Consider the following 12,703-nt stretch of genomic DNA (forward strand, 5'->3'; position numbering starts at 1 on the left):
TGTGGGGCACCCCTATACCTCATGAGGGAGAGCGCTCTCTGGGTCGGGAATTCAGATCTCCGCATGTCGAGAAGGAGCCTTCATGGCCCGTTCACGCCCCGCCGCGCGCAGCCCGCCGCCCCTGCCGGGCTCCCGCTGCACCACTGCTGACGTTCGTGGTCGCAACCGCTCGCGGTCGCGGTACGGGCTCCCCCGCACGCCGGGCCGATCCCCCGTCACGCCGGACCGCTCCCCGCACGCCGGACGAGCGCGCCGAGGGCCTGTCCTCCGCGCCGCTGTTTCGCTTCGCGAAGCCTCCCCGACCCACCACGTCCCGCACGTCCAGCGCAACCCTCACGTCCCGCACGTCGCACGTCCTGCCACCAACCCACCCACGACCAAGCTGGAGTCGCCATGCAGGCCCACTCCTCCGGTGGAACGCTCCACCGGGGTGCTCTGATCCGCCCGGCTCACGCCGCGTTATTCTTCCTGGTCGCGCTGAGTCTGGCGCTCTGCACCATCGCCGCGCCGTCCGCCCGTGCCGCCGACACCCTGCTCTCGCAGGGCAAGACGACCACCGCCTCCTCCACCGAGAACGCCGGTACTCCGGCGTCGAACGCGACCGACGGCAACACCGGCACCCGCTGGTCCAGCGCGTTCAGCGACCCGCAGTGGATCGAGGTCGACCTCGGCGCGTCCGCGTCCATCGACAAGGTCGTACTGAACTGGGAGACCGCCTCGGGCAAGGCGTACCAGATCCAGACCTCCACCGACAACGTCAACTGGACCCCGATCTACAGCACCACCACCGGGCCCGGCGGCATCGAGACGCTGGCCGTCTCCGGCACCGGCCGCTACGTCCGGATGTACGGGACGGCCCGCAACACCGGCTACGGCTACTCGCTGTGGGAGTTCCAGGTCTACGGCACGATCGCCGGCAGCGGCGGCGGCTGCGGGACCGCGAATGCCGCGCTGGGGCAGCCGACCACCGCCTCCTCGGTCGAGGGCGCCGGGACTCCGGCCGCCGACGCCACCGACGGCAACACCGGCACCCGCTGGTCCAGCGCGTTCAGCGACCCGCAGTGGCTGGAGGTGGACCTCGGCTCCACCCAGTCGATCTGCCAGGTCGGGCTGAACTGGGAGGCCGCCTACGGCAAGGCCTTCCAGATCCAGACCTCCAACGACAACGCGACCTGGACCCCGATCTACACCACGACCACCGGCACCGGCGGCGTGCAGACCCTGAACGTCTCCGGCAGCGGTCGCTACATCCGGATGTACGGCACGGCCCGCGGCACCGGCTACGGCTACTCGCTGTGGGAGTTCCAGGTCTTCACCGGGACGGCCACCGGCGGCAACACCGTCACGGTCACCAGCCCCGGGGCCCAGTCCACCACCGTGGGCACCGCGGTCAGCCTGCAGATCCACGCCTCTGACTCGGCGTCGGGCCAGACCCTGAGCTACAGCGCGACCGGGCTGCCGACCGGGCTGTCCATCAACGCCTCGACCGGCCTGATCTCGGGTACCCCGAGCACGGCCGGCAGCTTCAACCCGACGGTGACCGCCACCGACGGCACCAGCGCCACCGGTTCCGCCGCGTTCGGCTGGACGGTCACCACCGTGGCCACCGGCTGCACCCAGCCGGCCACGCCCAACTTCGGGCCCAACGTCGACATCTTCGACCCGAGCATGTCGAGCGCCTCCATCCAGGCCACCCTGGACTCGGTCTTCAACACCCAGAAGCTGAACCAGTTCGGCACCCAGCGCTACGCCCTGCTGTTCAAGCCGGGCACCTACAGCAACACCGCGAACATCGGCTACTACACCTCGATCCAGGGGCTGGGGCAGAACCCCGACGACGTCACCATCAACGGCGACGTCACCGTGGACGCGTTCGACGGCACCGGGAACGCCACCCAGAACTTCTGGCGCTCGGCGGAGAACATGGCCGTCAACCCGTCGGCCGGGAACACCCGCTGGGCGGTCGCCCAGGCCGGTCCGTTCCGCCGGATGGACATCCACGGCGGGCTGCAGATGTACCCGGCCAGCTACGGCTACGCGAGCGGCGGCTACATCGCCGACTCCAAGATCAGCGGGCAGGCCTCCAGTGTGTCGCAGCAGCAGTGGTACTCGCAGGACAGCAGCTTCGGCAGCTGGAGCGGCTCGGTGTGGAACATGGTGTTCTCCGGCGTGACCGGCGCACCCGCGCAGAGCTTCCCGAACCCGCCGATGACCACCCTGGCCACCACGCCGACCTCGCGTGACGTGCCGTACCTGTACGTCGACTCGTCCGGCGCCTACCGGGTGTTCCTGCCGTCGCTGCGGACCAACGCCTCCGGCCCGAGCTGGGCGAACGGGCCGACTCCCGGCACTTCGCTGCCGATGAGCCAGTTCTTCGTGGCCACCCCGTCCAACACCGCGGCGCAGATGAACGCGGCGCTGGCGCAGGGCTGCAGCCTGTTCTTCACCCCCGGCGTCTACACCATCGACCAGACGCTCAACGTCAACAACCCCAACACCGTGGTGCTCGGCACCGGGTTCCCGACCCTGATCCCGACCGGCGGCGTCAACACCATGCAGGTCGCCGACGTGGACGGGGTCCGGATCAGCGGCGTGCTGTTCGACGCCGGCACCACCAACTCCCAGGCGCTGCTGACCGTCGGCACCCAGGGCTCGACCACCAGCCACGCCGGCAACCCGACCTCGATCCAGGACGTGTTCTTCCGGATCGGCGGCGACATCGCGGGCAAGGCGACCGACAGCCTGGTGGTCAACGCCAACAACACCCTGGTGAACGACATCTGGGCCTGGCGCGCGGACCACGGCAACGGCGGAACGGTCGGCTGGACCGTCAACACCGCCGACACCGGACTGATCGTCAACGGCAACAACGTACTGGCGACCGGTCTGTTCGTGGAGCACTACCAGAAGAACGAGGTGGTCTGGAACGGCCAGGGCGGCGAGACCATCTTCCTGCAGAACGAGATGCCCTACGACCCGCCGAACCAGGCAGCCTGGATGAACGGGACCAACAACGGCTACGCAGCGTACGTGGTGTCGCCCAACGTCACCACGCACCAGGCCTACGGGCTGGGCAGCTACTGCTACTTCAACGTCAATCCGGCGGTGGTCTCGGACCACGCCTTCGAGGCCCCGAACACGGCCGGGGTCAACTTCCACGACCTGCTCACCGTGTCCCTGGGCGGGGTCGGCGTGATCCAGCACGTCATCAACCAGACGGGAGGCGCGACTCCGTCCAACACCACACCGTCGGATGTGGTCAGCTACCCGTGACGTATGGTCCGGGCTGAGACCCGGCCGCTGAAGCCCGGCTGCTAAGGCCCGGCTGCTGAAGCCGGTGTGATCCGGGTGGGATTCCGCTGTGCTTGAGCTGGCTCCTGGCTTTAGCTGGCTCCCGCCGGATGCCGCTGCAATCCCGAGGCCCCCTGGCAACAGGGGGCCTCGGTCAGCTCCCCGCCGACTGCGGGTTTCGGTCAGCTTCGATCATTTCCTACTATTCCCGTCAACCTTCGTCAGCTTCCGCCGCTCCCGGCCGACTCAGGTAGATCGGTTCAGCTCGGGTCGGCTTCGGGCGGCCCGCCAGCTCCCGGATGCGCTTTCCACGGCCTTGATGTGACGCCGCGCCAGCACCAGCGGGACCGCACCAAGGACGCCAAAGGACATGTCGACCGGCAGCCACCAGAGCGGCAGGCCGCGCAGCGGCCCACAGACCAGGGCGAGCGGGATGATCCCAGCGCAGGCGATCAACCCGAAGTCGACCACCCAGACGTTGCGGACCGGGTCACGCAGCGGTCCGACGAACGCAACGGCGATCGTCAGATGCGCGAAGGCAAGCCAGTCGGTGCCGTAGGCCAGGAACGGATACGCGTGTGACGTCTCCTGCAGCCCCTGGTGCACCCGCAGCACCCAGGCGACAGCGCTCGACGGCAGCAGGTGCCCGTGTGGCCCGGCCAGCGGCGACCCCCGGTCCGTCGCCCACCACACCAGCCAACCCGACTCGGTCACCAGCGGAAAGGCCGTGATCCCGGCAAGCACCAGGCCGACCATGAACAGCACGATCCACACCCTCGCACGGCGAAGCCGCTCCCCTTCGGTCATGTGCGCCATCATGGCCGACTTTTTGAACATGTTCAACTCTGATTTTCCAGCCACCCCCGACCGGCTCTGCCCGCCTTCCGATACCAGAAAAGGCGGGACGCCGTCGGCCCCACGAGATCCTGGTTCGCGGACTCCAAGGCCACCGCCCCAGCCGGACAACCACCCCCTTTCCGCCGTCAGTTCCTTCCTGCTCGGGTCAGGGCGGCCTCGGCCTGGTCGGCCAGCGCGGCGACCAGATCCGCCGCCGGCGGCACGTCGGTGATGAGGTCCACCCCCTCCCCCGCCCAGACCGGCAGCGGAGGCACCGCCTCCCGAGCTACATCGTCCTGGTACTGCTGACGCGCCTGCTCGTCCGCGGCGAGTTCGGTCTCCCTGCCTCGCCATCGTTCGAGATAGGGGTGGCCGAGCGTACGGGCGGTGTACCGGGACGGCCAGTGCGAGCCACGGGCGATGTCGAGCACGCGGTTGCGTTCGGTGTCCTGCCCGCACCCCTCGACAATCGCTTTCGCGATCGACGGGTGCACCAGGGCCTCGGCCGTCGCCTGGAAGCGGGTGCCGATGACCGCTCCCGCGGCTCCCAGAGCCAGCGCCGCCGCCAAGCCGCGGCCGTCGGCGATCCCGCCCGCCGCCAGTACCGGGACGGGCGCCGCCAGATCAACCACCAACGGCACGAAGGGCAGCGTGGACCGTCCGTGCCGGGCACCGTGCCCGCCGGCCTCGGTGCCCTGCGCCACGATCACGTCAGCGCCCAGATCCACCGCTCGCCTGGCCTCCTCCAGGTCGGTGACCTGGAGGATTAGCGCCGCCCCGGCCCGGCGGACGGGTTCGACGAACGGGCTCGGGTCGCCAAAGGACAGCATCACCGCTCGGGGGCGGTACTCCAGCGCCCGTTCGACCGTGCCGACGTCGATCGCCCAGGTCAGAAAGCCGATGCCCCAGGGCGCGTCCGTGCCCGACGCGACGAGGGGCACCTCGCGGGCCAGCCAGTCCGGATCGCCGTTCCCGGCACCCAGCAGCCCGAGCCCGCCTCCACGGGAGACCGCGGCAGCCAACGCACCACCGGCGGACCCGCCCATGGGCGCCAACGCGATCGGGTACCGCACGCCGAACAGTCTCGTGAACGCGGTTGAGAACGCCATGGCCGCCATCATCACACCTGTCAGCGCCGCAGAGACGCCCCGTCAGGCCAGCGGTGTCGGGGCTGGCGGCAGCGCCGCCGAGGGTGGCGACGTCGGTTGTAGCGTCGGCGTCGGTACGGACGTGTTCGGCCCGGTCGGTTCCGCAGCGGCAACACCGCCCGCTCCGACGACGAACAGACCCAGGTACTGGAACTCTCCCCCGACGCCCGGCTGCCGTGTGTACGGCCGCCAGTCCAGACGGTAGTCGCCGCGCAGGACGCGGGTGTTCTCCTTGTACGCACCGCCAGCCCACTGGAGTGTGCCGGTCAGCATACGACCCTGGTGAAGCCGGAACTCATGGTCCCGAGTCCGCTTTGCCGACGCCTTCGGCTCGCTCCACAGGGAAGCGTCATTGGTGACCATGAGGGCGAGGCCGTTCTGGTCCGCCCGGTCGCAGAACCGCTCCAACCGCTCCACGTCGAACACGAAGTTCCGCCGGGCCAGATCATTGGCCGCGTGCGACTTCAGCGCGTACTGCTCGCTCCTCGGGCCGGTACCCACCGTGCCGCTCCAGGCACGCGTGAAGTACTTGAACTCCACGGCAGTTCGGCTCAGCGGACCGATGCACAGCAGGTCCACGTGCTCGATCCGGTCCGACCCGGTCTGCCGCACCTCCAAGCGGCACTCCACGCTGCGGTCCAACCCCCACAGCGCCCGCGCGAAGCCGTGCTGCAGATCTGCCTCCGAATGGAACACCGGCCGAGCCAGCGCCAGCGCAGACATCACGTCCGACAACGACACCCGCCCGGCTATCAGCTGCTGGGCGGCGGCAGTGGACACCGATCCGCGGGCCGACACATTCATTCGCCTCCTGCATCCAGGTCGTGGCCCACACCAACTCGCACCCCAGCGCCACCAATCGCGGTCCGAGCGCGGGGTCGAGCCTCGCCAGCAGCGGCTTCGCCTTCGGCCTCGCGCAGCCCGGAATCCGCTGGATACGTCGGATAGCCGCCCGGCAGTTGACGGGGCGTCGCACCGAACGGGATCAGCGGCCCGTCCATGTCGAGGAAGAGCAGCGGACGTCGCGCAGCACCGGTCACCCGCCGCACCCTAGCCCAAGACCGGGGGCTCCGCCTTGCCGCGCGTCAGCAGGAGCAAGCCCGGAGGAACACCGGGGCAAGCCCTCTAGACCCGTCGGAAATAGTTGACGCGTCGGAATTCTCCGACGTATGGTGGCGACATGCCGACCGATGTGTTCGGCGTGCTGGCCAATCCAGTGCGCCGCAAGCTGCTCGAACGTCTACGCGAGGGCCCACGGGCCACCGGCGATCTGGCCAGCCTCTTCGACCTGGGGCGTCCAGCGGTCTCCGAACACCTGGCAGTGCTGCGGGCCGCCGGTCTGGTGCGCGAGGAGCCCCGCGGTCGGCAGCGGTTCTACCACCTGGAACCGGGCGGGCTCGCCGAGGTCGGCGAGTGGCTGCACCCGTTTGAGCACTACTGGAAGCAGCGACTGCAAACCCTGGCCGACGTACTGAACGAGGAGAACACCGATGACTGACGACCCCACCACGATCCACTGCGAGCAGTACCTGGCACACCCGCCCGCCAGGGTCTGGAACGCGCTGACCGACCCCGAACTCCAGGCCCGGTGGTGGGTTCCCGGCGATATCAAGCCGATCGTCGGCCACTGCTTCACCCTCGACATGGGCGATTGGGGCGTCCAGCCCTGCGAGGTGACCGCAGTCGTGCCCGAGCGCCTGCTCGCCTACCGGTTCGCGGAAGGCTCCCTGGACACCACGATCACCTGGCGGCTGGAACCGGAGGGCCCGGGAACTCGCCTGCTGCTCGACCACGCAGGCTTCGACCTCGACTCCCCGCTGGGCAAGCACGCCTACCACGGCATGAGCGAGGGCTGGCCCCACGTCCTCAACCGCATCGACGCGGCCCTCACCGATTCCGCCACCACCTGAAGTGGACCCGCTTCGGGCCGGAAGCCACCGTCCCCGCGGGTGCGGTCTAGCAACGGCAGCCACCTACGCCGGATCGTCGCCGGGACCGCCCGATGCGCCCGCACGTCCGGCGGCTTCTGCTGCCGCAACACGGCGGAACAGTGCGGTCCACAGGAAGGGCGCGCCGAAGAGGGCGGATTGGGGCGGCTCCTCCCGCATGCGACGCAGGCCGACTTCCGCCAGGTCGGAGAAGATCCAGCGCAACGACTCGGGCGTATGCGCGAGGCCGCCCTGCAGCTGGCGTTCACAGTAGAGGTCGAAGACATGAGCACGGCGACTCCGGGCGTCTGCCCCTGGGCAGGGCAAGGGTGCTTGACGCAGCATCAGGTCTGCTCGGCGTCGAGTTGGTAGTCGGCCCAGACATAGCCTTCGGGGAGCAGGTCGGTGATGGGGAGGGTTCGGAGCCGGTCGTCTGCGCCGACGATGACCTTGAGGGTCGGGAAGTAGTCGAGAAGGGCCTGACGGCATCGGCCGCACGGTGGGACGACGCCCCGGTCGCGGTCGCCCACGGCGACGATGGTGTCCAGTTCATAGACGCCCTGGGCGGCTGCCGTGCCGATGAGGACCAGCTCGGCGCAGGGGCCCCCGGTGAAGTGGTAAGCGTTCACCGCGGTGACGATCCGGCCGTCCCGGGCACGGGCCGCGGCCGCCATGGTGTGGTTGTCGCCCCGGCAGCGAGTGCGCGCGACGTGAGCCGCGGCCTCGACGAGTTCGTGGTCGACGTGCTGGGTCTGCGTGGTCATGTCCTCTGCCTTCGTCCGGTGTCGGACGACGTTGGCCCGAGTGGCGATGTCACGCAAGTGAAATTAGCCGCGCGCATGCGCAGACTCACGCATGCGCGCACGCACATGCGTACGCGCCGGGATTCAGATCGCCGTCGGGGCGGTCAGGTGGGTGACGGCCTGGGCGAGCGGGGCGAGGTCGGGTTCCGCCATGGCGCTGTCCAGGGCTTCGCGCAGGGCGCGGTTGTTGGTGGGGCGGGCCTGCTTCAGTAGCGCGAGGCCGGTGGCGGACACGTCGGTGTAGATGCCGCGACGGTCGGTGGGGCAGAGGTAGCGGGCCAGCAGGCCGCGGTCCTCCAGGCGGGTGACCAGGCGGGTGGTGGCGCTCTGGCTGAGCACGACGGCGTCGGCCACCTGCTTCATCTGGAGGTGGCCGCCCTCTCCGTCGTGCTGGCGGCTGAGGACGTCGAGGAGTGAGTACTCACGCACGCTCAGGCCGTGCCCGGACTGCAGGGCGCGTTCCAAGTGCGTCTCGATCCTTCCGTGCAGCAGGGAGAGCGCCGACCAGCCCTGAGCCAGTGCGGTGAGTGCGGGGTCGGTGGCGGTCATCTGCGGCGCGTCCTTCCGTACGGGGCCGGGGGTGGCTCCACGACCAGGCCGGCCAGGCGGGCGAGTGCGGGGTGCGGGGTGCGGGGTGCGGCTCGTGCAGCCCGGCGTGTGTCGGCATACGCAACTATACCGCGTTTGCAATTATACCGCGTCTGCAATTATTGTCGTAGCTTGTAAGGCGCTACCGCAACATCATCCGGAAGGGTACTTCCATGCCTCTCGCGCTCCTGGCCCTCGCCATCGGGGCCTTCGGCATCGGCACCACCGAGTTCGTCATCATGGGCCTCCTGCCCGATGTCGCCGCCAGCTTCGGCGTCTCGGTGCCGACCGCCGGGTTCCTGGTCACCGGGTACGCCCTCGGGGTCGTCCTCGGCGCACCGCTGATGACCCTGCTGGGCACCAGAATCCCCCGCAAGAACATGCTGATGCTGCTGATGGCCCTGTTCGTCGTCGGCAATCTGATCTCGGCGGTCGCCCCGGTCTTCGCGGTGATGCTGATCGGCCGCGTGGTCGCCTCGCTCGCCCACGGCGCGTTCTTCGGCATCGGCGCGGTCGTCGCCGCCGAACTGGTCGCTCCGGACCGGAAGGCCGGGGCGATCGCGCTGATGTTCACCGGCCTGACCGTCGCCAACGTCGTGGGCGTGCCGCTGGGCACCCTGGTCGGGCAGAGCGCCGGCTGGCGCACCACCTTCTTCCTGGTCGCCGCGCTCGGCGTGGTCGGCTTGGTCGGCATCGCCAGGCTGGTCCCCGACCTGCCCAAACCCGAAGGGGTCCGGCTGCGGCACGAGCTGGTCGCGTTCAGGAACGTCCAGGTGCTGCTGGCCATGGCGATGACGGTGCTCGGCTTCGGCGGGGTCTTCGCCGCCGTCACCTACATCGCGCCGATGATGACCGAGGTCGCCGGTTACGCGGACTCCTCCGTCACCTGGCTGCTGGTGCTGTTCGGGCTCGGCATGGTCGGCGGCAACCTGGTCGGCGGGAGGTTCGCCGACCGCAGGCTGATGCCGATGCTGCTCACCGCGCTCGGGGGCCTGGCGCTGGTCCTCGCCCTGTTCACGGTGGGAGCGCACAACAAGGCCGCAGCAGCCGTCGCCGTCTTCCTGATCGGCGCACTGGGCTTCGCCACGGTGCCGCCGCTGCAGAAACGGGTGCTGGACTTCGCGCACGGCGCCCCGACGCTGGCGTCCGCGGTCAATATCGGCGCCTTCAACCTCGGCAACGCGCTCTCCGCGTGGCTCGGCGGCGCGGTCATCGCCGCCGGGTTCGGCTACAGCTCGCCCAACTGGGTCGGTGCGGCGCTGGCCGGCTCCGCCCTGGTCCTCGCCGTGGTCTCCCGTTCGCTCGAACGCCGCCACCCCGAGCGTCACTCCCCCACCTCACCCGCCGTCGGCTCCGCCGAGACCACGGCTCGCTCCGGACAGGCCGTACCGGCTCACCGCTGAGCGGCGGCACCATCCCCGACCGGCACGACCGCAACCCGCCAAGACCCGCAATCAGCAACCAGCAACCTGCAACCTGCAACCTGCAACCGAGAAGGAACGACAGAACGTTGGGCCGGGCCCTCGCCGACTCCGGCCTCGCTCGCGACGAACTGTTCGTCACCACAAAGCTCTGGAACCCCGATCAGGGCTACGACACAACCCTCACCGCGTTCGACGCCTCACTGGACAAGCTGGGGCTCGACCACGTCGACCTCTACCTGATCCGCCGACCCCCGCCAGGGACCGCTACCGCGACACCTGGCGTGCCTTCGAGAAGCTCCTCGCCGACGGGCGCACCCGGGCCATCGGAGTCTCCAACTTCCAGCCCGCGCACCTGGAGCGGCTGCTCGACAGCGCCTCGGTGGTCCCGGCCGTCAATCAGGTCGAACTCCACCCCGGGCTCCAGCAGCGGGAGTTGCGCGCATTCCACGCCCGGCACGGCATCGCCACCGAGGCCTGGAGCCCGCTCGCCCAGGGTGCGGTCCTCGGCGACGCCGCGGTCGTCTCGATCGCCGCGAGGCACGGCAGGAGCCCGGCCCAGGTGGTCCTGCGCTGGCACCTGCAGACCGGCAACGTGGTCATCCCCAAGTCGGTCACCGAGGCCCGGATCCGCGAGAACCTCGACGTCTTCGGTTTCGAGCTCGACCCGAACGAGATCGAGGCCCTCGCCGCCCTGGACCGCGGCCTGCGCACCGGCCCGGACCCCGACACCCTCAACTGACGGCCGACAGCTGACAACTGACGACCGACAACCTCCGACCGACAGAGCATTCTTGTCAGTGCCGCGGCTCATGATGAACCCCGGCCCCTGCGGACGCGCGAGCGACCGAGGCAGACGGAGGGACGATCAGTGCGGCAGTGGCTCTGCGTGACCCAGGACAAGACCGGGAGCGGCTACAAGAAGGTCGACAACTGGGATCCGCAGCACAGGGCTCTGGCGCCGGCGGACGCGCTGGAGGGCGACCGAGTCGTGCTCTGGCGCGGCGGCCGTGGTGGTGGGGTCGTCGCCCTGGGAACCGTCGTGGGCACCGCACCGTTCAAGGACGACCGCAGGAGGCTCGGACGGATGGTGCAACAACTCAGTGGCCGCCGGACTGAGGCTGCTGCGGATGAGGCGCCGTCAGAAGAAGAGGCCCCACCGGAACCGGACGTGCCGGAGAAGGTGAAGGTCGGACTCTCCTTCGACCGGTTGTGCCTTGGCGCCCCTGTCCTGCCGGACGACCTCGCCGGGGCCGGGCTCGGCATCGTGGTGAAACGAGCACGCGGGGCGCGCAGCGAGGACGCGCGGTTGCGGACCCTCGTCAGCCTGCCGATGCCCGAGGCTCACTGGCAGCGCCTGGCCGACCTGGTGGCGGACCGTCCCCCGACTGCACCGTGGCCCGCCTCCTGGAACATCGAACCGGGGACGATCGTCCCGCGCGGCGACGTCCATGACAGCTACGGCGGCAACAGGAGGGCGTCGGCCACCTCCAGCGCACTCACACCCAACACCTTTCTCTTTCTCGCCCCGGACCAGCCGACCCCGGACCTCGCACCGCGGTGGGACGGTGACGTGCTGCTGGCCCCGGGGCACCGGCAGGACCATGACTGGCTGTCCACCGAGAACCACGGGGTCCTCTCCCACCTCAAGCGCGGCATCCCGCTGCGGGTCTTCCAGACCCGCAGCGACCAGAGCCTCTACCTCGGTGAGTTCGCCGTCGACCGTGAGCGGCCGGTCGAACGCCTGGTGCCGACCGGGACACGGGAGGCTGGACGGTTCCTCGCCAGCCCCATCGTCTGGAACACCAACGTCCCGGTCTTCCGGCTGCGCCAGCTCAGCGGCCCGCGTCCCTTCACCGCTGGATCGGACCCCTTCCGCGGAGCGCCCCGCAGCACCGTCGGCCTGCAGGTGACCAGCAGCGAAGCGGCCGCGTCGGCGAGAGGGCACGATGGATCAGGAGGGCCGGAAGCCCCCGCGCAGGCGGCTGTTGACGAACTCCTGGACCTGCTCAGAAGCGACCCGACCCGTGCCCTGGGACTCGACCGCGCCCGAATTCTGGCCACCGCGCTGGAGCACACCCGGCGTAGGCAGGACCTGGACCGGCTCAGGGCCGCGGCCGAGACCCCCGGAACGAAGGAGGCAGAGCTCCAGAGCATCCTGGAGGGGATGACCTGGGTGTTCGGTGGGGAGTTCCTCGGCTCGGCCGCCCGCCGGGCTCTCACTGTGCTGGACCGGCTCGACCTGGCCCTGCTGCGGCCCGAGGGAACCCTGCACGGGGTGGAGCTCAAGCAGGCCGACGTCAAGAACCTATTGACCGGGCAGCGGAACCACCTGATCCCGGGCAACAGCGTGCACCGAGCGGTCGGCCAGGTGATCAACTACCTGGTCGGCCTGGACGAGCAGCGCCACACCATCCTGGCCGAACTCGGGATCGACTGCCGCAGGGCCTCGATGACCGTGGTGATAGGGCACAGCGCGCACACCGCCGGGGGCCTCACCGCGAACGAGACGGCCAGGGTGCTGTGGAACTACAGCAGCCAGTTGAACCGTATCGACGTGATCACCTACGACCAGCTCATCGACCGGGCGGAACGGATCATCGACCTGACCGCCCCGGCCGACTGACGTGGGCTCAACCCCCGACTCAACCCCCGCGGTGGACAACACGGTGCCCCATCGCCCGTCC

General features: G+C 69.7%; 10 protein-coding genes and 3 pseudogenes. 6 read left to right on the plus strand and 7 right to left on the minus strand.

Going from position 1 to position 12,703, the window contains the following annotated elements; translation table 11 throughout:
- Positions 1 to 393 precede the first annotated feature (393 nt).
- Positions 394 to 3,273: a discoidin domain-containing protein gene (locus ACEZDE_RS02405; protein WP_380531351.1), complete on the plus strand. Its 2,880-nt coding sequence runs from the start codon at positions 394 to 396 to the stop codon at positions 3,271 to 3,273.
- A 264-nt stretch (positions 3,274 to 3,537) separates the two neighbouring features.
- Here ACEZDE_RS02405 and ACEZDE_RS02410 read toward each other — a convergent pair whose 3' ends face one another.
- The 4 genes and pseudogenes from ACEZDE_RS02410 to ACEZDE_RS02425 form a co-directional block, all read right to left on the minus strand.
- Positions 3,538 to 4,098, minus strand: coding sequence for a hypothetical protein (locus tag ACEZDE_RS02410; RefSeq protein ID WP_380531353.1), 561 nt, complete (start codon positions 4,096 to 4,098; stop codon positions 3,538 to 3,540).
- 176 nt (positions 4,099 to 4,274) lie between these two features.
- Positions 4,275 to 5,249 carry a nitronate monooxygenase gene (locus ACEZDE_RS02415; protein ID WP_380531356.1) on the minus strand — a complete coding sequence of 325 codons (975 nt, stop codon included), beginning with the start codon at positions 5,247 to 5,249 and terminating at the stop codon, positions 4,275 to 4,277.
- Between the two features lie 30 nt (positions 5,250 to 5,279).
- A complete protein-coding gene (locus ACEZDE_RS02420; protein WP_380531359.1) occupies positions 5,280 to 6,080 on the minus strand; it encodes a hypothetical protein in 801 nt (266 codons plus the stop codon).
- Positions 6,052 to 6,316 (minus strand): annotated as a pseudogene (locus ACEZDE_RS02425) (hypothetical protein); the annotation flags it as partial. The gene ACEZDE_RS02420 and the pseudogene ACEZDE_RS02425, both read right to left, overlap by 29 nt.
- A 140-nt stretch (positions 6,317 to 6,456) precedes the next feature.
- On the opposite strand from ACEZDE_RS02425, the gene ACEZDE_RS02430 reads away from it, so the two are divergent.
- Complete coding sequence (locus ACEZDE_RS02430; protein ID WP_380531362.1) at positions 6,457 to 6,774, plus strand: ArsR/SmtB family transcription factor; 318 nt, start codon at positions 6,457 to 6,459, stop codon at positions 6,772 to 6,774.
- Entirely contained in the window at positions 6,767 to 7,186 is a 420-nt protein-coding gene (locus tag ACEZDE_RS02435) for an SRPBCC family protein (RefSeq protein ID WP_380531365.1), read from the plus strand. Before ACEZDE_RS02430 ends, ACEZDE_RS02435 begins: the two co-directional genes overlap by 8 nt.
- Positions 7,187 to 7,249: 63 nt before the next feature.
- Here the strand turns inward: ACEZDE_RS02435 and ACEZDE_RS02440 are convergent.
- The 3 genes and pseudogenes from ACEZDE_RS02440 to ACEZDE_RS02450 all read right to left on the minus strand — a co-directional run.
- Positions 7,250 to 7,462: pseudogene (locus ACEZDE_RS02440) on the minus strand (hypothetical protein); the annotation flags it as partial.
- Between the two features lie 86 nt (positions 7,463 to 7,548).
- Positions 7,549 to 7,968 carry a cytidine deaminase gene (locus ACEZDE_RS02445; protein WP_380531367.1) on the minus strand — a complete coding sequence of 140 codons (420 nt, stop codon included), beginning with the start codon at positions 7,966 to 7,968 and terminating at the stop codon, positions 7,549 to 7,551.
- 123 nt (positions 7,969 to 8,091) lie between these two features.
- Positions 8,092 to 8,556: a MarR family winged helix-turn-helix transcriptional regulator gene (locus ACEZDE_RS02450; protein WP_380531370.1), complete on the minus strand. Its 465-nt coding sequence runs from the start codon at positions 8,554 to 8,556 to the stop codon at positions 8,092 to 8,094.
- A gap of 212 nt (positions 8,557 to 8,768) precedes the next feature.
- On the opposite strand from ACEZDE_RS02450, the gene ACEZDE_RS02455 reads away from it, so the two are divergent.
- From ACEZDE_RS02455 to ACEZDE_RS02465, 3 genes and pseudogenes are all read left to right on the plus strand, one after another.
- Entirely contained in the window at positions 8,769 to 9,998 is a 1,230-nt protein-coding gene (locus ACEZDE_RS02455) for an MFS transporter (protein ID WP_380531373.1), read from the plus strand.
- A gap of 95 nt (positions 9,999 to 10,093) precedes the next feature.
- Positions 10,094 to 10,758, plus strand: a pseudogene (locus ACEZDE_RS02460) (aldo/keto reductase); the annotation flags it as partial.
- Between the two features lie 147 nt (positions 10,759 to 10,905).
- A complete protein-coding gene (locus tag ACEZDE_RS02465; protein ID WP_380531376.1) occupies positions 10,906 to 12,642 on the plus strand; it encodes a Shedu anti-phage system protein SduA domain-containing protein in 1,737 nt (578 codons plus the stop codon).
- The last annotated feature ends 61 nt before the right edge of the window (positions 12,643 to 12,703 follow it).

It is taken from the genome of Streptacidiphilus cavernicola, assembly GCF_042510955.1.
Taxonomy (GTDB): domain Bacteria; phylum Actinomycetota; class Actinomycetes; order Streptomycetales; family Streptomycetaceae; genus Streptacidiphilus; species Streptacidiphilus cavernicola.